The sequence below is a fragment of the Microbacterium sp. 10M-3C3 genome (genome assembly GCF_003931875.1).
Classification (GTDB): domain Bacteria; phylum Actinomycetota; class Actinomycetes; order Actinomycetales; family Microbacteriaceae; genus Microbacterium.
Genome location: NZ_CP034245.1, coordinates 3,283,865 through 3,306,345, shown reverse-complemented (window position 1 = coordinate 3,306,345; position 22,481 = coordinate 3,283,865). Strand labels below are relative to the sequence as shown.

Annotated in this window: 19 protein-coding genes; 9 read left to right on the top strand and 10 right to left on the bottom strand. The window is 68.9% G+C overall.

Going from position 1 to position 22,481, the window contains the following annotated elements:
- Window positions 1-8 precede the first annotated feature (8 nt).
- The gene (locus EI169_RS16020; protein WP_125133165.1) at window positions 9-470 is read right to left on the bottom strand and encodes a sigma-70 family RNA polymerase sigma factor; all 462 of its coding nucleotides are present in this window, start codon (window positions 468-470) and stop codon (window positions 9-11) included.
- Window positions 471-842: 372 nt separating this feature from the next.
- The gene (locus EI169_RS16015; protein ID WP_240640501.1) at window positions 843-1,112 is read right to left on the bottom strand and encodes an FAD-dependent oxidoreductase; all 270 of its coding nucleotides are present in this window, start codon (window positions 1,110-1,112) and stop codon (window positions 843-845) included.
- A 23-nt stretch (window positions 1,113-1,135) separates the two neighbouring features.
- On the opposite strand from EI169_RS16015, the gene EI169_RS16010 reads away from it, so the two are divergent.
- Window positions 1,136-1,582, top strand: coding sequence for a MerR family transcriptional regulator (locus tag EI169_RS16010; RefSeq protein ID WP_125133164.1), 447 nt, complete (start codon window positions 1,136-1,138; stop codon window positions 1,580-1,582).
- Window positions 1,579-2,940 (top strand): AAA family ATPase, encoded by a 1,362-nt coding sequence (locus tag EI169_RS16005; protein WP_125133163.1) that lies wholly within the window; start codon window positions 1,579-1,581, stop codon window positions 2,938-2,940. The genes EI169_RS16010 and EI169_RS16005 overlap by 4 nt, the downstream gene beginning before the upstream one ends.
- 34 nt (window positions 2,941-2,974) lie before the next feature.
- On the opposite strand, the gene EI169_RS16000 is transcribed toward EI169_RS16005, so the two are convergent.
- Window positions 2,975-3,631 carry a biliverdin-producing heme oxygenase gene (locus tag EI169_RS16000; protein WP_125133162.1) on the bottom strand — a complete coding sequence of 219 codons (657 nt, stop codon included), beginning with the start codon at window positions 3,629-3,631 and terminating at the stop codon, window positions 2,975-2,977.
- Window positions 3,632-3,811: 180 nt separating this feature from the next.
- Here EI169_RS16000 and EI169_RS15995 point away from each other — a divergent pair, with 180 nt between their 5' ends.
- Window positions 3,812-5,086 (top strand): serine hydrolase domain-containing protein, encoded by a 1,275-nt coding sequence (locus EI169_RS15995; RefSeq protein ID WP_125133540.1) that lies wholly within the window; start codon window positions 3,812-3,814, stop codon window positions 5,084-5,086.
- A 46-nt stretch (window positions 5,087-5,132) separates the two neighbouring features.
- Window positions 5,133-6,086: an EamA family transporter gene (locus EI169_RS15990; RefSeq protein WP_125133161.1), complete on the top strand. Its 954-nt coding sequence runs from the start codon at window positions 5,133-5,135 to the stop codon at window positions 6,084-6,086.
- A 15-nt stretch (window positions 6,087-6,101) separates the two neighbouring features.
- Here EI169_RS15990 and EI169_RS15985 read toward each other — a convergent pair whose 3' ends face one another.
- Complete coding sequence (locus EI169_RS15985) at window positions 6,102-6,791, bottom strand: SGNH/GDSL hydrolase family protein (RefSeq protein ID WP_125133160.1); 690 nt, start codon at window positions 6,789-6,791, stop codon at window positions 6,102-6,104.
- A gap of 96 nt (window positions 6,792-6,887) precedes the next feature.
- On the opposite strand from EI169_RS15985, the gene EI169_RS15980 reads away from it, so the two are divergent.
- Entirely contained in the window at window positions 6,888-7,715 is an 828-nt protein-coding gene (locus EI169_RS15980; protein WP_164515517.1) for a helix-turn-helix transcriptional regulator, read from the top strand.
- Between the two features lie 33 nt (window positions 7,716-7,748).
- Here EI169_RS15980 and EI169_RS15975 read toward each other — a convergent pair whose 3' ends face one another.
- The 3 genes from EI169_RS15975 to EI169_RS15965 all read right to left on the bottom strand — a co-directional run bounded on the left by EI169_RS15975 (window position 7,749) and on the right by EI169_RS15965 (window position 10,284).
- A complete protein-coding gene (locus tag EI169_RS15975; protein ID WP_125133158.1) occupies window positions 7,749-8,624 on the bottom strand; it encodes an SDR family NAD(P)-dependent oxidoreductase in 876 nt (291 codons plus the stop codon).
- Between the two features lie 110 nt (window positions 8,625-8,734).
- Window positions 8,735-9,529 (bottom strand): sulfite exporter TauE/SafE family protein, encoded by a 795-nt coding sequence (locus EI169_RS15970; RefSeq protein WP_125133157.1) that lies wholly within the window; start codon window positions 9,527-9,529, stop codon window positions 8,735-8,737.
- On the bottom strand, window positions 9,526-10,284 hold the full coding sequence (locus EI169_RS15965; RefSeq protein WP_125133156.1) for a FadR/GntR family transcriptional regulator: 759 nt from the start codon (window positions 10,282-10,284) through the stop codon (window positions 9,526-9,528). The genes EI169_RS15970 and EI169_RS15965 overlap by 4 nt, the downstream gene beginning before the upstream one ends.
- 84 nt (window positions 10,285-10,368) lie before the next feature.
- On the opposite strand from EI169_RS15965, the gene EI169_RS15960 reads away from it, so the two are divergent.
- Window positions 10,369-10,920 carry a cysteine hydrolase family protein gene (locus EI169_RS15960; protein ID WP_240640500.1) on the top strand — a complete coding sequence of 184 codons (552 nt, stop codon included), beginning with the start codon at window positions 10,369-10,371 and terminating at the stop codon, window positions 10,918-10,920.
- A 570-nt stretch (window positions 10,921-11,490) separates the two neighbouring features.
- On the opposite strand, the gene EI169_RS16660 is transcribed toward EI169_RS15960, so the two are convergent.
- From EI169_RS16660 to mobF, 3 genes are all read right to left on the bottom strand, one after another.
- A complete protein-coding gene (locus EI169_RS16660) occupies window positions 11,491-11,646 on the bottom strand; it encodes a hypothetical protein (protein ID WP_164515516.1) in 156 nt (51 codons plus the stop codon).
- A gap of 43 nt (window positions 11,647-11,689) precedes the next feature.
- Entirely contained in the window at window positions 11,690-14,329 is a 2,640-nt protein-coding gene (locus tag EI169_RS15950) for a TrlF family AAA-like ATPase (protein ID WP_125133155.1), read from the bottom strand.
- 298 nt (window positions 14,330-14,627) lie between these two features.
- Window positions 14,628-18,194: a MobF family relaxase gene (gene mobF, locus EI169_RS15945; RefSeq protein WP_231729582.1), complete on the bottom strand. Its 3,567-nt coding sequence runs from the start codon at window positions 18,192-18,194 to the stop codon at window positions 14,628-14,630.
- A 550-nt stretch (window positions 18,195-18,744) separates the two neighbouring features.
- On the opposite strand from mobF, the gene hisD reads away from it, so the two are divergent.
- Genes hisD through EI169_RS15930 form a run of 3 tightly spaced genes read left to right on the top strand, consistent with a single transcriptional unit; the run spans window position 18,745 to window position 22,424 of the window.
- Window positions 18,745-20,112: a histidinol dehydrogenase gene (gene hisD, locus EI169_RS15940; protein ID WP_036287078.1), complete on the top strand. Its 1,368-nt coding sequence runs from the start codon at window positions 18,745-18,747 to the stop codon at window positions 20,110-20,112.
- Between the two features lie 7 nt (window positions 20,113-20,119).
- The gene (locus EI169_RS15935; protein ID WP_081767985.1) at window positions 20,120-20,464 is read left to right on the top strand and encodes a metalloregulator ArsR/SmtB family transcription factor; all 345 of its coding nucleotides are present in this window, start codon (window positions 20,120-20,122) and stop codon (window positions 20,462-20,464) included.
- A 37-nt stretch (window positions 20,465-20,501) separates the two neighbouring features.
- Complete coding sequence (locus EI169_RS15930) at window positions 20,502-22,424, top strand: cation-translocating P-type ATPase (protein ID WP_051498774.1); 1,923 nt, start codon at window positions 20,502-20,504, stop codon at window positions 22,422-22,424.
- Window positions 22,425-22,481 lie beyond the last annotated feature (57 nt).

Sequence of the window (22,481 nt, the reverse complement as noted above, 5' to 3'; positions counted from 1 at the left end):
TTCACTTTTCAAGCGCCGGAATCGACCAGTTCTGCAGCGCCGCCGACAGGATAGCCCTCCAAGATGGACAGAACCACTACGTCTTGCTCTCTCGGCGGTAGCCCTCTTATTGCTGCCAGCGCACCGGACTCATCCGGTCCTGCCAGTTCGGCCTCCTCACGAGCCTCATTTCGAAGCTGCGTGAGCAGTTGCTCGTATCGACGTGATGATCGATGCAGGTTACGCGCAGTGTTGGTGACCGTATTGAGTAGCCACGGGATGGGTGAGCCATCCACGTCTCTTACTGACGCTCGTTTTCTCCACAACTCGAAGAACGCGATCACGACTGCTTCCTTCGCGTCTTCTCGCTGGCTTAGAAGGCGCGATGCATGACGGAACAGTCTGTCGGAGTGACGGTTGAACAGACGAGCCAGGGCTTGTTCATCGCCGGCCCTCGCCGATCCCCAATCAGCCGCGTCTTGGATGCTCATAACTAGATAATGTCCAGCACCCTCAAAATGGTTCCCACGAAGATCATGGCTGGCCAACTTCCGAGGAGTCTCGAGCGCCGCGGAAGGACACTCGCCACTAGCTGACAGCCAGAGGCCGCCCGACTCCGCGGTCGCGGTTCAGACCGAGCACAGGAAAGGCCGACCCCTCTCGGGGTCGGCCTCGGGACCTTAGGGTCCCCACGTCTCCCAGAGCTGGAAGCCGAGCTTGATCAGGAAGTAAATTCCCAACCGCACCCAAGCCCCTGCCGAGGAGTGCGCCTTCTCGTCCGGTTTTTTCCGGATCATTATCAGCACCTCAACCTCGTGCGGGCGCGGCCGACACGAGAGAAGTGCGGACCTGGGCATCCCAGGTCAGGCAAGTGGCGGACCTGCCCGCACGGCCACGGTCGCGTACGCCGCGAGCTCGGCGTGCGCGAGGCGGCGGATCTCGGCGGGATCGCGGCCGTCGTTCGTCACGAGGTTGTGCGCGTGGGGCACCGTGCCGTTGCGGTGCTCGCCCGAATCGATCAGCAGGGTGGTGCGGTGCATCCGGCCGAGCGTGAGGGCCGCCTGCAGCCCCGCCACGCCCCCGCCGATCACGGTCGCGTCGTACATGTCGTCCTCCCAGGGTTGCGGTGCCATCCATCGTGTGACTTCATGTCGACATGAAGTCAAGCGACGAGTCGATCGGCGACGCGGCGGCCCGATTCGGCCTGGAGACGCACGTGCTGCGGCACTGGGAGGACGCCGGCCTGCTGCATCCGGAGCGGGACGCCGGCGGCCGCCGCCGGTACGGGGACGACGACCTCGTGCGCATCGCGGTGATCCTGCGCAACAAGGCTGCCGGCATGAGCCTCGACCAGATCGCCGTGCTGCTCGACCGCGACGCGCGCGACCGGCACCGCGTGCTCGAGGAGCACCTCGCCGCACTCGACCGCCGGCAGCTCGAGATCGCGCAGGCCCGTGCCATGACCGAGCACGCGCTGCGCTGCCGGGCGCACGACATCACCGCGTGCCCGCGCTTCCGCAGCCACGTGGCAGACGTGCTCGAGGGCGCGACGGTGTGGAGCGCCCGCCACGGCGAGGACGCCGCGCCTACGATGAGTCGGTGACCACGCCCGCCCTCTCCGCCGAGCAGGAGGCGCTGTTCCGGCTCATCGAAGACACGCGCGAGCACGTCTTCGTCACCGGGCGCGCGGGCACGGGCAAGTCGACGCTGCTGCAGCACCTCGCGTGGAACACGCAGAAACAGATCGCGGTGTGCGCCCCGACCGGAGTCGCGGCGCTCAACGTCGAGGGCCAGACGATCCACTCGCTCTTCCGTCTGCCGATCGGACTCATCGCGAACGGCGAGATCACACAGACGGATGCGACACGCAAGATCCTCAACGCGATCGACACGCTCGTGATCGACGAGATCTCGATGGTCAACGCCGATCTCATGGACGCGATCGACCGGTCGCTGCGGCAGGCGCGCGGCCGCCGCGCCGAGCCGTTCGGGGGCGTGCAGGTCGTGATGTTCGGCGACCCCTACCAGCTCGCGCCGGTGCCGCCCCGCGGCGACGAGGCGCGCTACATCAGCGACCACTACCGCTCGTTCTGGTTCTTCGACGCGAAGGTGTGGACCGGCGGCGAGGCCACCGACGGCATCCTCGACATCGGCGCCCACGGCGCGGGGCTGCACGTGAAGGAGCTGGCCGAGATCCACCGGCAGTCCGATCCCGGCTTCAAGGCGCTCCTGAACGCCGTACGGTATGGGCGCGTCACCGCCGAGATGGCGGGCGTGCTCAACGGCGCGGGTGCGCGAACTCCCCCCGACCCGGCCGACGGCGAGCACCCGATCATCACTCTGGCCACCCGCAACGACATCGTCAACGCGATCAACCGCCGCCACCTCGACGCGCTCGTCGGCCGCGTGCAGACGGCCAACGCCGAGGTCAGCGGCGACTTCGGACGCGGCGAGGCGAACTACCCGGCCGACATGGAGCTGAAGCTCAAGGTCGGCGCGCAGGTGATGTTCCTCCGCAACGACAGCGCCGGGTTCGGCGAGGCGCCGCGGTGGGTCAACGGCACGATCGGCACGGTCACGCGGATCGCCGGCGGCACCGTGCGGGTCGACGTCGACGGCGACGAGCACGATGTCGAGCCCGCGGTGTGGGAGAGGTTCCGCTACGCCTACGACCCGGGCACGAAGAACCTCTCGCGCGAGATCGTCGCGGAGTTCACGCAGTTCCCGCTGCGCCTGGCATGGGCGGTGACGATCCACAAGTCGCAGGGCAAGACCTACGACCGCGCGGTCATCGACCTCGGCTCCGGCGCCTTCGCGCCCGGGCAGACCTATGTCGCGCTCAGCCGCCTGACATCGCTCGACGGCCTGTACCTCACGCGACCGCTGCGGCCGAGCGACATCCGGGTCGACCCCGACGTGCAGCGCTTCATGGCCGAGCGCCGGGCGGCGGCCCGGGCGTGACCGCGCCGACACGCGGCGGTGTCACGCGGCGGTGTCAGGCCACGACGGATGCGGCGGCTCCGCCGCCGAGCGCGGCGAACAGGTCGAGGTTGCAGCGGTAGGCGACGAGCACCTCGGCGATGACGCGCTCTCGCTCGGCGTCGTCCCACGGTGCCGCATCGAGCTGCTCGCGGTACACGGCCTTGAAGGCCGCGGGGTCGGCGATGTCGCCGAACAGGTAGAACCCGATGCCGTTCGTGTCGAAGCCCAGAGGGCGCTGCAGCAGCCGGCCGAGCGTCGGACCCCCGGAGAGATCGCCGAGGTAGCGCGTGTAGTGGTGGGCGACGAAGCCGCCCGCCCACGCCGTGCCGACGGTGCGGATGCGCTGGACGTAGCGCCGTGTCCCGGGGAGCGCGGTGATGCGCTCGCGCCAGTCCGCACCGACGAGGAACGCGAGGTCGGCCTCGATCGCGGGCAGCCGCGTGAGGCGGTCGCTGATGAACACGGATGCGACGGGGTCGCGCCGCATCCGCTCGGCCGCCGCCTCCAGCTCCGCGTAGACGTACCAGTGCTGGGCGACGAGCGCGATGTAGTCGGCGCGCGCGCAGCGCCCCGCGACGAGGTCGTCGACGAAGCCCGTGCACGCATCGGCCGCGAAGACCGCGCTCGGCTGCTCGCGCAGTGCGAGGGAGAGGGGCGCCGGCTCGACCATGACGCCATCCTACGGCACAGGTTAGGTGACCCTAAGTCAGAGTTTCGCTTCGCGCGTGCGACGGGTGCGTCCGCCCCGCGCCGCGCAGGTCCGTGACGTTCGCAGGAGTCGCGCGGGTGCGTGTGTTTGAATTCTGTGTGCGCCGCGTCCGGCGCACGGCTTCACTTTCCGGGGGTGGCGATGCGCAACCGCGTCCTGCGTGGCATCGCGGCTACGACCGTCGGCGCGATCTCGCTCCTTACCGTGCTGACCGGGTGCTCGGCGCCCCAGACCGTCTCGATCGACCTGCCGGCGCAGAGCGACGGCGCCCTCCCCGACGACACCCGGGCGCAGCTCGAGGCGGCGGTCACGAGCGCGATGGGCGCGACGGGGTCGACCGGCGCGATCGTGGGCGTGTGGGCGCCGTGGAGCGGCAGCTGGGTGGCGGGCCTGGGCACCACGACCACCGGCGGCGCCGAGGTCACGACCGACATGGCCTTCCGTGCCGCCGACGTCACGCGCGGCATGACGTGCGACGTGTTCTACGAGCTGGCCGCCGAGGGCACCGTCAAGCTCGACGACCCGGTGACGAAGTGGGTCAGCGGCTTCCCCGACCTGGGCAACGTGACGCTCGAACAGCTGTGCGACGGCACGTCGGGCATCGGGTCCTACATGCCGCAGCTGCAGGGCCTCGTGTTCTCCAACCCCGAGCGTCAGTGGGACCCGCGAGAACTCGCCGGCTACGGGCTCGGCCAGGATCGCACCGAGCCGGGCACGGCCTACCGCGATTCCGACGCCGGCTATCTCCTCCTCGGTGCCGCGCTCGAGCGCGCCGCCGGCGAAGACCTGAGCGATCTCATCCAGGAGCGCATCGCCGAGCCGCTGGGACTGCAGGCGACGAGCCTGCCGTCGCGCGTGCCGGCACCCCCCGGACCCGGCCCGGTGCTCGACGGACACTGGTCGGTGACGGATGCAGCGGGCGCGTGGAACTGCGCGGAGCCGGCGGAGTTCACCGACATCTCGGCGAGCATCGGCGGCGCCGACGCCGGCGCGGTCACCGACATCACCGACCTCGGCCGCTACGCGCAGGCGCTCGCGACGCGTGCGCTCACGCCCGACGCCTCCGAGCGCTTCGCGTCGCCGACGGCCGTCGCGCCCGACCAGCCGACGTGGTTCACCGCGGCCGGCGGCGCCTACCAGGCGGGCTCTCTCATCGGCCAGTTCGGCTCGATCCCGGGGTACATGACGGCAGCGTTCGCCGACCCGACGACCGGCCTGACGGTCGCGGTGGTGCTCAACAACTCGGGTGCGAACCCCGCGATCAGCGGATGGCTCGCGTGGGAGCTCGCCGCGATCGCCTCGAAGGCGCCGGCCGCGTCGGGCCAGACCGCGCCCGAGGCGGGGCTGCCGTGGAGCGCCCAGCAGTGGCACGACGCGATCCTCGGCAACGCCATCTGCCCGCCGCCCGCGGCGTGAGCCGTTACCAGAGCGCCGCCGGCCGCTCGCCGCGGATCGGCGCGCCATGAGCGGCGCCGCCGCATCCGGAGCCCCACGACGCGGCTCGGGTCTCGCGGTCACGCTCGTCGTCGCGGGGCTGCTGTGCCAGGAGGTCGGCGCGTCGCTGGCCGTGCTGCTCTTCGACGACGTCGGCCCGCTCGGCATGGTCATGCTGCGCCTGGTGTTCTCCGCCGTGCTGCTGCTGCTCATCGCGCGGCCGAGCCTGCGCGGGCACTCCCGCCGCGGCTGGACGTCGGTGCTCGCCTTCGGCCTCGTCCTCGCCACGATGAACGGGCTCTTCTACCTCGCGCTGGAGCGGCTGCCGCTGGGGGTCACGGTCACGATCGAGGTGCTGGGCCCGCTCGCGCTGTCGATCATCGCGAGCCGACGCGCGTCGGCCCTCGTGTGGGCAGGGCTCGCACTCGTCGGCGTCGCCGCGCTGGGCGGTGGCGGATGGGACCGACTCGACCCGCTGGGCGTCGTGTTCGCGCTGGGCGCCGCGGCGAGCTGGGCGCTGTACATCCTCGCGTCCGCGCGCGTCGGCGCCGAGTTCCCCAAGCTCGACGGGCTCGCGCTCGCGATGGCCTTCGGTGCGCTGCTCGCACTGCCCTTCGGGATCGTCCAGGCCGGCGGCGCGCTGCTGCGCGTCGACCTGCTGGCCGTCGGCGCGGCCGTGGCCGTCCTCTCCTCGACGATCCCCTACGCGCTCGAGCTCATCGCGCTGCGGCGCCTGCCGGCGGCGGCCTTCGCGATCCTCATGAGCCTGGGCCCGGCGACCGCTTCCCTAGCCGGGTTCGTCCTCCTCGGCCAGCACCTGTCGTGGCTCGAGGTCGTCGGCATCGCGCTCGTCATCGCCGCCTCGATCGGCGCGGTGCTGACCGCCGCGCGGGCGCGGCCCGCGGCATCCGCCTCCTCGGGAGAATCCGGCGGGTCCGGCCCGGCGAGCGAGGAGCCGCCGCTGGCCGAGCCGCTCGGCTGACCTGCCGCACGCGCGTCAGAGCGGCGGATCCAGCGCGCGCAGCGCCGCATCCATGCGCTCCGCCATGCGCGCATAGCCGGTGTCGTCGGGGTGCAGGCCGTCGGCGGCCATCCAGCTGTCGGCGTCGTCGGCGTAGTGCCCGTCGAGCCAGCGGCTGGCACCGGGGATCCAGTCGGCGCCGATCGCCTCGGCCTCCTCGCGCACCCAGCCGATGATCGCCGCCACGGATGCGGGGCGCTGGGCGGTGTACCAGAACGGCTCGACCACGACGAAGCGCGCGTCGGGCAGCGCGTCGCGCAGACGCTCGAGGTCGTCGTGGATCGCGGTGCGGATGCGGCCCGCGGCACGGTCGTAGCTGAAGTTGTCGTTGAGGCCCATCGTGACGAAGACGATGTCGGGCCGCTCCGCGATGATCCGGTCGGGCAGATCGCCGTCGCCGACGGTCGTGCGGTTGTTGACGAATCCCAGCCCGTTCACGCTCGGATTGAACTCGCGCCAGCCGCGCCCGGCGCAGATGATCGACGACCAGCGCTTCTCGGGTGCCGAGGCGCCCGTGCCGAGCGTGTACGAGTCGCCGTAGAACGCCACAACCGGGCCGCCGCCCGTGGGCGGACCGGGGGCGGCCGCGGGAGCCGCGCACGCCGTCACCCCGAGGGCGACCGCGACGAGACCGATGAGGGACGAGGCGAGGGGGAGGCGGCGCATGCTCCATCTTCGTCACGGATGCAGCGGCGGATGGCGACCCCGCTCCGCGCTGCGCCCGGCCGTGTCGGAAGCGCCGCTCCGGGCGACATAGAGTTCATGTCCTGGAGGAAGATGAACACCCGCGGCTCGACTCTCGGAGCGTTCCTGCGCGCCCGGCGGGAGGACTGCCGGCCGGAGGACGTCGGCATCGCATGCGCGTCCGGACGCCGCGTCGCTGGACTGCGGCGCGACGAGGTCGCGCAGCGGGCGGGCATGAGCGTCGACTACTACATGCGTCTGGAGCAAGGCCGCGCGGGCACGCCCTCGCCGCAGATCATCGACGCCCTCGGCCGCGCACTCCGCCTCACCGGCGTCGGCATCGACTACATGTACCGGCTGACGGGCGTCGGCACGCGGTCGGTCCCGACCGACGTGGACCGCGGCCGTCTCGACGGGGTGCTGGGTCACTGGGGCTCGACGCCCGCGTACGTCGCCGACTCCAACCTCGACATCGTCGCGGCGAACCGGTCGATGGCCGCCGTCTCCCACGGCGCGATCGATGTCGGGGCGAACGCCGCCCTGCTGGCCTTCACGCCCGAGACGCGCGCGCAGCTGGACGACTGGGAGTACATGGCGCGGGAGACGGCGGGAGCGCTGCGCTACCTCGGCGACGACAGGTCACCGCGCTACCAGGAGGTCGTGCGGCAGCTGTCCGCGGATCCCGACTTCGTCCGCATCTGGGCACGTCACGAGGTGCGGGTGCTCATGGACCGCGCGGTCACGGCGGAGGCGCCGGGGATCGGCACCCTGACCCTGCGCATCCAGAACTTCTTCCTTCCCGATCTCAGCGGCTACACCGTCACGATCTACGGCGCCGAGCCGGGCTCCCGCACCGCGCACGTGCTCGATGCGCTCGCCGCATCCGCCGGGGTCACGTCGACCTGACATCCGATCGCGGTTCGCGCGACGCCGAGCACGTCAGGCGGTCACGTTCGCGCTGTCGCCCCCGGTGACGGCGAAGCTCGTGCCGGAGACGAGGGCCGCGGCATCCGACGCCAGGAAGACCACCGCGGGCGCCACCGACTCCGGCTCCAGCCAGGGCCGGCGAAGCGGGAGCTTGCCGGACAGCGCCTTCTCAGCGCTCCGCTCGTCGGTCGCCTCGTCGCCGGTGGGCTCCGTGCCGCCCACGCGGAGCGCCTGCGCGTAGCGGCCTTCGTGGCGGGTCAGCGCCGTGTCGATGAGCCCCGGGATGAGCGCGTTGACCCTCACCCCGTGCGGTCCGAGCTCGAGCGCGGCGGACTTCATCAGCCCGATGATCCCCCACTTCGACGCCGAGTATGCGGAGCCGTCGAGGGTGCCATGCTGGCCCTGCGTGGACGAGGTCACGATGATGCTGCCGCCCCCGGCGGAGACGAGGGCGGGCGCGAACGCACGCAGGGCGTTCGCGGTGCCCGTGAGGTTCACATCGATCGTGTCGTGCCAGTCGGCGTCCTCCATCTCGAGCAAGGGGACGAAGGCCTGGATCCCGGCGTTGGCGAAGAGGATGTCGATCCGACCGAATTGCTCGAGGATCGTGTCGCGCGCGTCGCGAAGGGCCCCGATGTCCCGCTGATCCGCGACGATGCCCGTCCACCGCACGCCGGCCGCGGCGACCATCCGTCCGGTCTCCTCGAGATCCTCACGCGTGGCCGGAGGGTACGTGTTGCGCGCCGAGGCCACGGCGCAGATGTCGATGCCGACGACGTCCGCTCCGGCATGCGCCAGGGCGGCCGCGGCCGCGCGGCCGATGCCGCGCGCAGCGCCCGTGACGACGGCGACTCGGGAGTGCAGTGCGTCCTGTCGGAACACGCTCATGTCTTGCCCGCTTCCTCGTGCGCCCCGCCTCGTCACAGCCGTGGATCTCCCGGAGATTCTCCGCGCGGTTGCCGCCGGCTGCCAGGCCCCGAGCGACCCCCGCTCAGAAGTCAGGCCCGCCGGCGGATGTTCCGGACCACCAGCTGCACCGTGATCGCAGCGATGAGCACCGAGAACGCGATGTTGGACCACAGCGGGGTGATCGCGGTGGCGGTGAGGAGGCCGAGCGGCGACGCGCAGCACGCGGCGATGCCGATCGCGAGGCCCCCGCGCAGGTCGACGTTGCCGCGCCGGGCGTTGCCGATCGTCGCCGAGATCGAGCCGGGGATCATCATGAACAGCGACGTGCCCTTCGCGACGAGGTCGCTCGCGCCGAAGAAGAACATGAGAGCGGGGACGACGATGATCCCGCCGCCGACCCCGAGCACGCCCGAGAGGATGCCCGTGACGATACCTGCTCCGACCAGCGCCAGCACGGTCCACACGGTGAGCGCGATCGTGTCGTCACGCTCGGGGACGCTGAACCACAGGCTCACCGCCGAGAACACGAGGAAGACGAGGAACGACCAGAAGAGCGCCCGTCGCGACAGTCGTGCGAGCAGGAACGTGCCGATCTGCGCGCCCGCGATGGCGCCGACCGCGAGCGCGATGCCGGCGATCCAGTCGATGTGCCCGGTCAGCGCGTAGCTGATCGTGCCGACGACCGAGGTGGGCAGGATGGCCGCCACCGAGGTGCCGGCCGCCCGCCGCTGGTCGTAGCCGAGGATGAGGAGCGCGGGCACGACGATGATGCCGCCGCCGACGCCGAACAGCCCCGACAGATAGCCCGCGACCAGGCCGAGGAGGATCAGGGCGAGCAGCGACGCGCGCGGCAGGGCCGGCGCATCCGGGGTGGGTGAGGTCATCGGGTCTCCTGGTCGGGGGCGACGCCGTCGGTGCGGCGGTGAGGGGTGTCGGCGGCGTGCAGCACGTGTTCGCGGACGGTGTGCACGTGCGCGCGCGCCGCGGCCTCGGCGGCGGGCCCGTCGTGCACGGCGACCGCGTCGACGATGAGCCGGTGCGCTGCGGTCGAGGTGCGGCGCCGCTCGGGTGTCTGCAGGTCGCTGCGGCGCGCGGGGGCGATGTGGTCGGCGATGAGCGCGGTCAGCTGCGCGAGCAGCGGATTGTGCGTGTACTGCGCGATCGCCTGATGGAACGCGCGGTCGAGCTCGCCGTAGCGCGCGAGGTCGGTCTCGGCCTCCATGTCGGCGACGAGCGCCCGGAGCTGCGCGACGTCGCGCGGACGCACACGGACGGCGGCCAGCGCGGCGATCGGAGGCTCGACGACCGCGCGCAGCTCCATGATGCGGGCGAGGTCGCCGTCCGGCGTGGGCTCGAGGAGCGCGGAGAGCGAGGCGCCGGCGTCGCCGGCACGGCCGGCGGGATCCTGCACGACGGTGCCGCGACCGGGGCGTCGATCGAGCAGCCCGCGCTGCTCGAGCTCGTGGAGCGCCTGGCGCACCGAGACGCGGGAGACGCCGAGCTCCGCCGACAGGGCGTGCTCGTTCGGGAGGCGGTCGCCGGGGCGGAGCTCCCCGTCGAGGATCGCCCGCTCGAGGTCGAGCGCGAGGCGATCGGGCACCGACAGCCCCGTCGAGCGGCGCAGGCTCGACCAGTCCATGCCGCTCCTCTCCGCGCCGCCAGGCAGTTTGTCAGACAATTCTGCCACCGCCGTGGGAGGGGCCGCGGCCAGCGAGAATGAGGCGTGATCGAGCCGACGACGAGCGAGCCCACGCTGCTGCTGATCGACCTGCAGCGCGACTACTTCCCGGGGGGACGCCATCCGCTCGTGGACCCGGATGCGGCGGCCGGCGCCGCTGCATCCGTCCTCGCCGCGCACCGGCAGCGCGGCGGCGCGGTGGTGCACGTGCGGCACGAGAGCGAGCGCGGGTTCCTCGAGGCGGGCACGCCCGGCGCCGAGATCGACGCGCGCGTCGCGCCCTCCGAGGGCGAGGCGGTCGTCGTCAAGCGCGCGCCGAACGCCTTCGTGGACACCGGGCTGGACGAGCTGCTGCGCTCGGTCGGCGGCACGCGGCTCGTCGTGGCGGGGATGATGACGAGCATGTGCGTGGACGCGACCGTCCGCGCGGCGGCCGACCTCGGGTACGACGTGACGGTGGTCGCCGACGCCTGCGCGGCCCCCGACCTCGAGTTCGGCGGCGTGCGCGTGCCCGGCGCATCCGTGCACGCCGCGTTCCTCGCCGCGCTCGGCAGCGCCTACGCGCGCGTCGTGCCGTCGTCCGAGCTGCTCGCGTAGCCGACGTGGGCGCGGCCATGCGCCGAGTCACCATCCACCCGCCGAAACACCACCGCGGCCCCGCGTGCAGCGTGCTGTCTGGACGGCGCGATGGTGCCCCGGCGATGACTCGTGGAGGGGCTGACGGTCCCCGCACTCCACGCGTCGCTGCGCGCCGCGCGGAGCCTCCGCGGGGGCCCAACCAACGACGCCGGCTGGGCCGGCTGTTCGATTCCCGCGGCGACGCGAAAGGTCCGGCGCGCCGCCTTCGGCGGCACTCCGGACCATCGGAGGGGCTGACGGGAATCGAACCCGCGCTGTCTGCTTGGGAAGCAGAAGTTCCCAAATGCACCACAGGCTCCTGATCTAGGCCACCTCGCTCTGCGGCTCTGCCGCCCCGTAATTCCGGGCAACTTCGCTGCTTTGCGGCGGTGCTTCCGTCAGTCTACAACGTCGTCGATCTGCACGGATCTGCGGCGGAATCGGGTCGGTTTGTACGTTTCTCCGTCGTTTCTCCGTTGACCGCAGGAGCGATAACTGCCGTCGCGTCTAGCGGTGGTGTCACGTCTCCGGCGATGGCGACGGCCGGGGTCACCGGATCAGGTCCGGACGCTCGGCGCCGATGCGCCTGAGCAGACCCGACTTTCTCGCAACCACGACCAACGACAGGCAGTTCGCGCGACCGCGCTCACCGATCGGAGAGGCGGAGCTAAGTGCACGACCGTCGAGGATCACGCCATCGGTCATGACGTCACCGGGCTCGTCTACCACTCAGATGTCAGCGATCTAGCTAGAAGTCGTACAGGCGCTTACGGGCATCGAATGCCGTGCGTCCACCTTCCAACAGGTCTTCGGCGTACTTTCGCACCTTCGGGTTGTCGAGCGATCCGACGCCGTCGGTCGCTGTGCGGCCGTGCTGACCGTCAGCTTCGAGAGTTACGACCAACTCGGCGTCGCCCAGGACGGGCACGTTCGCGTTGTGCGTGCTCACAATTAGCTGTCGGGTGCCTTTGAGGGATCGCAGCTTTTGAACGACGCCGTCGTATACGAATCGGTTGTCGAGGTCATCTTCTGGTTGGTCGATGACAAGCGGACTCATTGATGCGCCGAGTAAGAGCAGCAACAGTGCAGTCGCTCGCTGGCCTTTTGAGAGATCCTCAAGGCGGCGCCACTCCACCGGCGCACCCTTGGAGGCAACGTTGAGTTGCACCTCGACAGCGAGGCCGACTGACTGCTCTTCCAGTTCTCTGAACAACGGTTCTCCGGTGTCCACGATGGCCTTCGCTTGTGCGCCAGTGATGCTCAGCCCCGTTAGCGCGTCCAACCCCGACCGCGCGGCAGTTACGAACGTCGCCACATTGAAGTCATCGCGATCGATGGCGGCGAACACCTGGCCGCGCTGGGTTGTGAAGTGGTGGGAGATCACGGCCTTGATATGGCTGCGATCGGGTGATGCGATCGGCTTAACAATCACAGCTCCCGTCGTAGCGGCGTTGGATGCCTTGATGGCGTCCTTGAGTTGGTTCGCGATCTGCTTGTCAATGTCAGCCAGCGAGCGAAGCAACTTCGTTCTCTCGCCGGTCAGCTTCTTGTACGCCTTCTCGAAGACGGTTCGCTTCTCGGCACGTTTTGTGAGCCGATTGAGGTTGGCCTGCAGAGTCAGGTACTCATCTGGCTTGTGTCCTTGCTCGACCAGTTCGCGCAGCACCGCAGAGACACCGTTGCTCACGGTCTTTGTCGTAGACTCCCACGACTGCCTGGTCGCCTCGATCTGCGTCTTGGTGTCAGCAATGGCGGCCTGCACGGATGAGGTTGCCTGCTCAAGAGCAGTGGCGAGTTGCCCGAGTACCGGAGCGAGTTGCTCCAGAGTCGTCTTGCGGGGGGAGTCCTTGACGTCGGCCAGCTCGGCGCGAAGCTCCTCGACAACCGCTTCGATACCCCACTCGCTCACCAGATTCTCAACGGTTTGCACCCGTTCGGAGGCATCAGTCAGGACGGCGCCATCCTTGTCCAATCGAGTCTTCTGGTCAAGCTTCGCCGCAAGATCGGTCTTGTCGAACGCTTCCATGCTTTCGGAGAGGCGGGGGATGTCCGCGAGTTCGGTCTCAAGCGCCTCCCGGTCTCGTTCGTGCTTGGCGAGTGCATCACGGTTATCCGCCAGATCCTTTAGGACGTCGTCTCGCTCGGCAGGCGACGCTGGCCTGCCGGCGACGCGTGCGACAAGCTCAGCCATCAGGTCTTTGTCCTGAGCGAGCTCGGCCAATTCGTGCTGACCGAAGATCTCGAGGTTACCGACGATGTCGCGTGGGCGCTGGTTCGTCTGCGTGCCGCTGGAGTCACGAACGATCGCCGGGCTGTTCGTTGTGCGTTCGATAGTAAAACGCGCCGGGCTAGGTGACACCACGTCGACGACGAGCGAGATGACCGTTCCCGCGCCAAGCACGTTCTTGACCATCTCCTTGTGGTCTTTGCTGGATGCTTCGCCGATGGGCGGGATCTCCAGCACGTACCGGAGACTCTCGATAGCGGTGGATTTTCCGGTTCCACGTCCGCCGATGAGGGCCGTGAGATCCTCCGCAAGGTGGAGCTTCTGACCGTCGAGGTAGCCGCCGTCCCAAGCGATCTCGCGAAGCAGAACACGAGAAGTCGATGATGGATCGGTCGTGCTCACTCGGGTCTCCGGCGTCTTAACTGCATGACGGAGCCCCAACAGGCTGGGGGTACTCATCTTGAACCAGGTGCTCGCACCGGGAGAGGCGAGCGTCGCCGGGTCGCAGATGTCGTCGGCATGGATCGCCACCAGCGGATGGCGGCGATCGTAGGGCTTGGTCCCTTTGAGGATCTTGGCCTGGTCACCCAGTTCAGCGACAGATGGCGTGATGCCAATAGCCAGCAGTTCGCGGTGCTTGATCATCTCGGCGAGCGAGTCACCCTTCGCTCGACTCAGCAGTCCAGCGTTGGCGACGTTGGCGTGCGCCGGGATCACCAACGCGCCGCGGGCACACATGTCGGTCAGGATATCGCCGTACGACTTCGTCGTCGTGCCCTTCGCGGCTCCGGGCGTCAAACCGCATGCACCGATCGCGGCAGTGACCTGCTCAGTTGAGGTGCCGCGCTCGAACATAACCAGCAGGTGGATGCCCTCAGACGTGTTTGCCTCGAAGCCCGGGAGCGCCGCGATGCCGGCAGCTTCCGCGTCGGCAATCAGCTGGGACGCGCTGCTGGCATTCCAGTGATCGGTGACCGCTATCAACTCAATCTTCTGCGCCTGAAACTCGGCGATCAAGGCGGCGTTGTACGTTGCTTCATCCGCGTAGGTCTTGGAGGGGGATGGGTTGCCGACGTAACCGAAGGGGTTCACCTGGAGGGCTGCGCGAATCCAGCGGGCGCCATGGTGATCATCAGCTGCGGGTATGACGTTCTTCACCATCGATGTGCCTCGGTTCTTTCCTCAGTGTGAAGACTTAGGTCGAGTCAGCAAGCGCAAGCGACACTGCTCAGGCTGCTCGGGACCATCTTGCCCTGTGCCCGCGGCGCTACGTCAACCTGCGGCGATCGGTGCAGCGGGAGGGTTAGGCGCACTCGAAGACCACATCGCGCGGCACCAGGCTGCGAATGGCAGAGACCAGCGCGGTCGAGAGCCAGAGCCGACTGCAGGCAACGCGGCGTGGGGTTGTTCCGTGTGCCACGCTCCCCAGTTGCATTGACGCTCCAGTTGAAGTGGATCATCACAGGCTCCGCGATGGGCTGGCCTGTGGTTGCTGCCGGTGCGGCATCGTGTGAGTTGCGCGTTCGGAGCGAGACTGTGCACGGCGCAGCGCGGCGTATGCGATCCGGTACTCGGCGGCCTGTTGGGCCTTGGTGATGTCCTTCGGGTTCCCCAATGGCGCGGACCCGGCGATCTCGTATCGGCTCCGGTAGAGCGCCACGGTCGCGACCCGTTCGAGCCATGCGTTCTGGGCACGCTGATCGCTGGGCGGCCGGAGCTTGCTCGTCCACGCCTCGGCGGAGCGCAGCGCATGCTGCGCGCTTCGCCGTGCGGCGATTTCGATGAGGACGCGGCGCGCGTCGAGCGCTGCCTGCACATCGTCCGGCGCCGGGGCATCGGGGATGGGGATGAGCCCGGCGACGCGACGGGGCCGCTTGCCTCGCCCTGCGGCGAGGTTCATCGTCGCTGAGTCCAGTGCTGTGGCGAGGCGTGCTGCCGGGTCGGCTTGCTCTTCTCCGAGGCTGATCGTCGGTGCGAGGGACGTCAGGGTGGCGTTCACATCGTGGCCCGCGGCCTCATGCCGGGCAAGGGCCCCTTCAAGGTGCTCGTAGTAGGGGCTGGTGAACACGTCGTCAGCGACGTCCTCCGGGAACGGCGCGACATCGAGAAGCACGGCCCAGCGTTCGGCGCGTGCTTCGCGGGCCAGGAGGTCGAATTCGTCCAGCAGCGTCGCGAGGGATGCGTGCCGGTCGACTTCGCGGGCGAGAGTCTCGGTGGCGGACGGGTCAGCGTCGCTGCGTGCCAGCACCCGCGCGAGGTGTCCGGTGACGGTCTTCTCCTCCGGCGGGTCAAGGTGTGGCTCGACCTCATGCGGGTCGGGCTGGATCACATACGCCTCGTTGCGTGCTCGGCCGCGGGTCATCGCGACGTAGAACAGTTCTCGGGATGCCTTCTCGGGGTCGATGAGCGCGTGCGCGGTGTCCACGGTGGAGCCCTGCGCCCGATGCGCGGTCGCCGCGTATCCGAGCTCCACCTCGTCGGCGACGTACCCGGCCGGCAGTACGAGCGCTTTTCCGTGGGGGCCATCGCCTTTCCCGACGCGGCGGACGGCCAATGAGCCATCGTCGTAGCGGTGGGCGACGTGCCATCTGTCGCCGTTCTTCACCCATGACCGCCCTGTAGAGAGAGTGCGGTCGTTGAGGCGGGTGACGACGAGATCCCCGACTCCCGCTGTCGTCCCATCGTGAAGGAGCACTCCCTCGGCGTCGACGTGACCGGCGTCTATGAGGTCGGCGCGGGCGCGCTGGTTCAGTTCCGCGACGGCTTCACCGTTCCCGGCGATCATCAGCGTGGACAGGCCCGCCGCGCGGTCTTCCTGCCACGCGGCGTAGAGGACGTCGAGCATCTGGTCGAGCCCGCCGCCGTGCAGCCGGCCCTGCTCGTCGTAGACGTCCAGCACGCCGGGCTCGCCACGGCGCAGCGCGAGGCTGGCGGTCTTCTCCCACTCGTTGGTGAAACGGCGCACATCGGTCAGCTCGGGCACGCCGTGGCGGTGGCGTACGAGCATCCCGAACGCGCCACCGGTCTCGATCGCTGACAGCTGCGCCCAGTCGCCGATCAGCACGACCTTCGCCCCGACCTCTGCCGCGTGCGCGGTGATGCGATCCAGCGCCAGCGTGCCCGCGAGGGACGCCTCGTCGATCAGCACGAGCTGCCCGGCCTGAAGGCTCCAACGGCCTATGCCGTGCTCCCAGAGGAACTTCGCCGTGTTCTCTGCCCGCACCCCCAAGCTGTCGCCGAGAACCTCGGCAGCAGCGGCCGAAGGCGCCAGCCCGATCACGGAGTCCCTACCGTGCGCGGCCGTCCACGCCCTGTGCAGTGCGCGCAGCGCAGTCGTCTTCCCCGCGCCGGCCGGTCCGACGAGCAGATCGAGAGTGAGACCGGAGCCCGCGATCGCCGTGATCGCCGCCGCCTGATCCGGGGCAAGGGCCACTCCGCCGATCTTGCGGGTCACGTGCCGGGAGACGAGACGCGCCGTGAGCCGCGGCGCGTCCTCGGCCTCAGCGTGCTGGAGGAGCCGTGTCTCGGCGTCGAGGATGTCCTGACTCGAGTACGCGATCTGATCGGCCGGCTGGAACCGGTTCGTCCCGTCCGTGCGCATGTACGTGTCGGGCACGGGTCGGTCGTAGTCGGGGGTGAGTCGCAGGGAATGCGCCTCGGCGTGCTGCACGATCTGGTCGAGAGCGGTGATCCGATCGCGGGTAGAGACGAAGCGCAGACCCATCAGCTGCCGCATCGCTTCGGCGTGCAGGTTCCAGCGTCCCCAGGTCGCCCGCCGGTTCGCGACCTCCATGAGCACTACCGCCGCGATGCTCTCCACCTGCCCAGCATTCAGATCATCGGCCCGCAGGCGCACCTGTCCGGCCCCGCGGGCGAGGAGATGTGCAGCCCAGGTGGTGGCGTCTTCGCCGAGCACGGCGGTCGCCCGCTCGCGCCACTGCGCGGTCAGCTCGGCGAGCGAGTGCGGATCCTTCTCCGGCCGTGTCTCCAGCGTCGCTTGCTGCCGCAGCTTCGCCACCGTCGTGCGCGACGGGGTGCGCCCGTACTCGGCGACGAAATCGTCGATCAGCCGTTGCGTGGCCTCCGCGATCCCCGCGCCGTCATCGCCGCCGCCGGTTGTGCGGCGGGAGAACTCTGCGAGCAACCCGGCCGGGACGCCCTCGATCTCCCAGCCGGTGTTGCGGTCCTTCCCGCGGTCCACCGGCACCCACACCACGTCCAGTAGCCGGGCGGTGTGATCGGTGAGGAACGCGTTGTACGACGCCGACAGCGCCACCGTGGCTCGGTGCAGTGTCCGGGAGTCCAGCGACCGCCAGTGCCCGTCCTCGCCCTGCACCTTGTTCGACACGACCAGGTGCGTGTGCAGCTGTGGGTCGGCGGCGCGGGAGTCGTAGTGATCGAATGCCGTCGCGATGACGCCGACCACCGGCATGCGGGCGATCCCGCCATGCCCGACCCGAGTCGCGGCGACCCGCTGCTCGAGATGCGCGAGCGTGTCGCGCATCGCGGCATGATGAGCCTGGGCGATCAGCGACTGCGTGCCCGCGTCGGCGACACCCCAGATCGCGCTCAGCGACTTCGGCGGCGAGAACGTCAGATCGAACCCCGCAACCGCGGTGCGAGGCTTCTTCGCCAGCTCCTCCGCGCGGATGCGGTCGATCGCTTCGTCTCGGTGCCCGCCAGTGAGCGATGCGTCGAGCTTCGCAACCCGGGTTGCGATGCGCTCGCGCGGGGGTTGCAGCCGCGGATACCGCAACCCCAGCGGCGCGCCGGTCACCGGATGAACGCCGTCACCCAGGAGGCGTGCGAGCTGTTCCTCGGTCACCTGATCACCATCTGCGAGAGCTGGGCCCTGTCCAGTGTCCAGACTCGTGAGCCCGGCGCCGAGCCAAAGGCCCGGCGGGCTACCCGTCTCGGTGTAATAGCGGGTCAGGGCGGTGCCCATGTCGCGGTCTCCGTCGCCCGCGACGACCGACTTGAGGAGATACTCGTAGCCGCGACCGGACGACATCACGCGGATCGTCATCACCACGGCGCGCCCCTCCCGAGCCGGTCTCAGGAGGGGGCCGCCTCAGCGGCAAGGTGCGCGCAGCGCGCCCGCTCGCACCCTTGGTGCCAACAGTGTGTGTGCTCTTCGTCGACGGAGTAGCTCGTGTCGGCGATCATCACTGCCAGTGGCCAATCGGGCCAAGCTCACTGTGAAGCGGGCGGAGAACAGCAGCCGTGCGACGCGTCTTCAGCCGGCTGAGGGGATGCTCGATGTTCCGCTTCCGATGAATCAAAGGGGCGCAGTCAACGGAGATATCACGAGTGCGGCGATAGAGGATCGTGAAACCGATCGCATCTCCCATTATCTGCGTAACTGCGTAGGTATCATGCTACCATGAGGTGTGGCACTTCCTTCGACGAGGAACATGCCACAGGCCGTCGGGTCTGCACTGCCTCGCCCGGATCGGCGTGGTTCTCGTTATGAGAGGAACGATCATCTCCATCATCTCCATCACCTTCGAGCCGATCATGGCTTCTGCAACTTTGCGTGTCGCCCCCGCAGGGCCTGTGGCTCGGGGGATCGGGCGATGACTCACGCGTTCGGAAGTGTTGCTGTGCGCGTGATCGGTTTTCGTGGAAGCTCTGCCACCCGGGATGAGGTGCGCCGTGCCGTGCCGCGCGCGGTCGTGGATTTGGCGGGGGCGATTCCTGCGGCGTCTTCGACCATTGCTGACGTGCGACGCGACGGGTTTCCTGCAGTTGCGGAGCTCGCTGCCCGATTCGATCGGGTTGAGCAACAGATGCTGCGGGTGCCGGCGGAGGCTTTGGCGGAAGCATCCTCCGCGCTTGCGCCGGAGCTTCGTGGTGCGTTGGAGGAGGTGATCGAGCGGACCCGTCGGTTCGCGAGCTCACAGTTACCCGCCCCGGTCGTGGTGGGCTTCGAAGGGGACGCCCAAGTGTCGTTGAACTGGTTCCCCATCGAGCGGGCTGGTGTATACGTTCCTGGAGGGAAGGCGGTGTACCCGTCGTCCGTGGTGATGAACGTGGTTCCCGCTCAAGTCGCCGGTGTGCGCTCGATCGCGTTGGCGAGCCCCCCGCAGGTCGAACACGGCGGTTTGCCACACCCGACGATCCTCGCGACGGCGGCGATGCTGGGCATCGACGAGGTCTATGCCATCGGGGGCGCCCAGGCGGTCGCTGCTCTCGCGTACGGCATCGAGGACCCGGCGCAAGAACGTCGCGTCCAGCCGGTGGATCTGATCACGGGGCCTGGGAATGTGTACGTCGCGGCCGCGAAGCGTCTGGTCCGCGACACGGTCGCGGTGGACATGGAGGCCGGCGCGACAGAGGTGATGATCCTGGCGGACTCGCTCGCCGACCCGATGCTGATTGCTGCCGACATGATCTGCCAGGCCGAGCACGACGAGTACGCCGCCGCCGTCTTGGTCACCGATTCCACCTCCCTGGCCCTTGCCGTGCAGACGGAACTGGATCGACAGGTCGCCTTCACGCCCCATGCGGATCGGGTGCGGGCTGCTCTGACGGGTCAGCAGTCGGCGATCGTGATCGTCGACGACATCGAGCACGGCATCGAGGTCTGCGATGCATACGCCCCTGAGCATCTCGAGATCCATTGCGACGACGCTGACGGGGTGGCCGGGCATGTGCGTAACGCTGGCGCGATCTTCATCGGCGCGTCCACGCCGGTGAGTCTTGGGGACTACTGCGCCGGCTCCAACCATGTACTGCCCACCGGAGGCACGGCCACGTTCTCCTCCGGACTCACGGTGCACACGTTCCTACGGGCGGTGCAGACCGTGCGCTACCCGGCCGCTGCCCTCAGCCACGTGCGGGAGACGGTGCGCGTGCTCAGCGCCGCGGAGGATCTCCCCGCGCACGGCGCGGCCTTGGAGGCCCGCTTTGCCCACTCCCGGACGAACATCCAGCAAGGCTGACGTGTCGATGGTTCAGATGACGGCGGAAAGTGAGGATCGCGCGATCGCGGGAGCCGTGGATGTTTTCCGTACTCTCGCCGAGGGGACACGGATCCGGATCATCCTTGCACTCGCGCAACACCCCGAGAGTTCAGTTGGCCAGCTCGCGAGCCGAGTGGGTCGGCCCGCGCCGGCGGTTTCCCAGCATCTGAACCGGCTGCAGCGGAGCGGGATGGTCCGCCGTCGGCGAGATGGTCAACGCATGCTCTATCACCTCGTCGATGAACACGCCGCAGACCTCGCCAACACCGCACTGCACTACGCGGCGGTGCATCTGGAGGATCGGCCGACGCATCACGCACAGACCCGATAGACCTCCGATCATCCTGCTGAGAGATAGGAACCCGCCCATGACCGACCCCATTGCCGCGGACACCGCGGCCCGCCCCGCGGGAAACCGCACAACGTTCATGTCCTTGATGACGCGCGAGCGCTGGATCGAGGTCGCTCGTATCCTTCTGACCGGGTTGGTGGCCTTCCTATACTGGCAGCAGCTCATCCCGGTTCCCGTGCTGTGGGTGGCCGTCGCCGTCGGTCTGTATCCGCTGGTGAAGACGGGCCTGATCGATCTGTTCACCGAACGGAAGATCGGAACCGAGTTGTTCGTCACCGTCGCGACGATTTTCGCGCTGGTCGGAGGCGAAGAGGTCGCGGGAAGTGTGCTCATGGTGATCATCCTCATCGCTGAGTTCATCGCCGACCTCAACACCGACCGCGCGCGTGCGTCCATCCAGGGACTGATCGGCGCGGTCCCTACTATTGCGCGGGTCCGTGACAACGGGCAGGAGCGCGTGGTCCCGATCGCGGAGCTGCACGTCGATGACGTTGTCCTGGTCCGCGCGGGTGACAGCATCCCCGTCGACGGCACGGTCGTCGCCGGAGATGGGGCGGCGGATGAGGCGTCCGTCACGGGCGAAAGCGTCCCGAAGGACAAGTCCGCTGGCTCGCGCGTGTTCGCCGGCACGATCCTCAAGTCCGGGGCACTGGACGTGCGCACCGAAGCGGTCGGGGAGCAGACCACGTTCGCGCGGATCGTGGCCCTCGTCGAGGACGCTGAGGATTCCCGCGCCCCCGTGCAAAAACTCGCGGACAAGGTCGCTGCCTGGCTCATCCCGTTGATCATCGTGTTCCTTGTGGTTGTGTTCCTCGTCACGCGGGATGTGAGCATGATCGTTACACTCATGATCTTCACATCGCCCGCGGAACTGGCGCTGGCGACCCCGATGGTGATCATCGCCGCCATCGCGCGCGCCGCACGCAGCGGCATCCTGATCAAGGGCGGAATCTACTTGGAAAGCCTCGCCCGGGCGACCACCGTCGTATTCGACAAGACCGGAACCCTGACCGTCGGTAGCCCGAAGGTCAGCGCCGTCCGCATCGCTGACGCCTCCGTCGAACGTGATGAGCTGCTCCGGCTCACCGCGGGCCTGGACCGCCGCTCCAGCCACCCCCTCGCCGAAGCCATCGTCACCTATGTGCGCGAGGCCGGCGTAGAGATCCCCGAGCCGACCGATTTCCAGGTCGTCCCCGGCCGAGGCGTCACCGGAACGGTCGAAGGACGTGCCCTGCTTGTCGGCAACGCTGCCCTGCTCGCCGAGGCGGGGATCGACGTGCCATCCACTGCGGAGGCGACGACGGTCATCCACGTTGCCGCGGACGGACGTCTGATCGGCAGCTTCGAACTCGAGGACCAGATCCGGCCCGGCGCGAAAGAAGCCATCGCCGGGCTCCGTGTGAACGGTGTCAAGCGGATCGCGATGCTCACCGGTGACAATGCCGCCGTCGCCGGTCGTGTCGCAGAGAACCTCGGCATCGACGAGGTCTACGCCGATCTGCTCCCGGAGGACAAGGTCGACGTCATCTCACAGATGCAAGCCCGTGGTGAGCGGGTCGCGATGGTCGGCGACGGCATCAACGATGCCCCCGCTCTTGCCCTCGCCGAGACCGGGATCGCGATGGGTGCAGGCGGCACTCAGGCCGCGATCGAGGCCGCCGATGTCGCCCTCATGACCGACGATCTCAGCAAGATCGTCGGCGTGCGCGCGATCGCCCGCCGGGCCTACCGCACGATCCAGGAGAACTTGTTCGTCGGCGTCGGCGTCGTGCATGTGCTCGGCATCACCGCTGCCCTGTTGGGCTGGATCGGCCCGATCCAGGCCGCTATCATCCACCTCGGTCCCGACATTCTCGTGTTCTTGAACTCCACCAAGCTGCTCAGCGTCCGCATCAAGACCGGTCCGGACACTGCTCTTGAGCCATTGCGGCGCGACTAGCCAGCATGCACGACAGCGCCCACGCCGTCGATGGGCTGCGCAGATCTCGGTCTCTGC

Coding starts and splice junctions, on each gene's coding strand:
- EI169_RS15930 (WP_051498774.1), top strand. CDS start 20,502: ATGACCGACCCCATTGCCGCGGACACCGCGGCCCGCCCCGCGGGAAAC.
- EI169_RS15995 (WP_125133540.1), top strand. CDS start 3,812: ATGCGCAACCGCGTCCTGCGTGGCATCGCGGCTACGACCGTCGGCGCG.
- EI169_RS15985 (WP_125133160.1), bottom strand. CDS start 6,791: ATGCGCCGCCTCCCCCTCGCCTCGTCCCTCATCGGTCTCGTCGCGGTC.
- EI169_RS16015 (WP_240640501.1), bottom strand. CDS start 1,112: ATGGCACCGCAACCCTGGGAGGACGACATGTACGACGCGACCGTGATC.
- hisD (WP_036287078.1), top strand. CDS start 18,745: ATGACTCACGCGTTCGGAAGTGTTGCTGTGCGCGTGATCGGTTTTCGT.
- EI169_RS15935 (WP_081767985.1), top strand. CDS start 20,120: ATGGTTCAGATGACGGCGGAAAGTGAGGATCGCGCGATCGCGGGAGCC.
- EI169_RS16660 (WP_164515516.1), bottom strand. CDS start 11,646: ATGACCGATGGCGTGATCCTCGACGGTCGTGCACTTAGCTCCGCCTCT.
- EI169_RS15970 (WP_125133157.1), bottom strand. CDS start 9,529: ATGACCTCACCCACCCCGGATGCGCCGGCCCTGCCGCGCGCGTCGCTG.
- EI169_RS16000 (WP_125133162.1), bottom strand. CDS start 3,631: ATGGTCGAGCCGGCGCCCCTCTCCCTCGCACTGCGCGAGCAGCCGAGC.
- EI169_RS15975 (WP_125133158.1), bottom strand. CDS start 8,624: ATGAGCGTGTTCCGACAGGACGCACTGCACTCCCGAGTCGCCGTCGTC.
- EI169_RS15980 (WP_164515517.1), top strand. CDS start 6,888: ATGTCCTGGAGGAAGATGAACACCCGCGGCTCGACTCTCGGAGCGTTC.
- EI169_RS16020 (WP_125133165.1), bottom strand. CDS start 470: ATGAGCATCCAAGACGCGGCTGATTGGGGATCGGCGAGGGCCGGCGAT.
- EI169_RS15950 (WP_125133155.1), bottom strand. CDS start 14,329: ATGGTGAAGAACGTCATACCCGCAGCTGATGATCACCATGGCGCCCGC.
- EI169_RS16010 (WP_125133164.1), top strand. CDS start 1,136: ATGAAGTCAAGCGACGAGTCGATCGGCGACGCGGCGGCCCGATTCGGC.
- mobF (WP_231729582.1), bottom strand. CDS start 18,194: ATGACGATCCGCGTGATGTCGTCCGGTCGCGGCTACGAGTATCTCCTC.
- EI169_RS15965 (WP_125133156.1), bottom strand. CDS start 10,284: ATGGACTGGTCGAGCCTGCGCCGCTCGACGGGGCTGTCGGTGCCCGAT.
- EI169_RS15990 (WP_125133161.1), top strand. CDS start 5,133: ATGAGCGGCGCCGCCGCATCCGGAGCCCCACGACGCGGCTCGGGTCTC.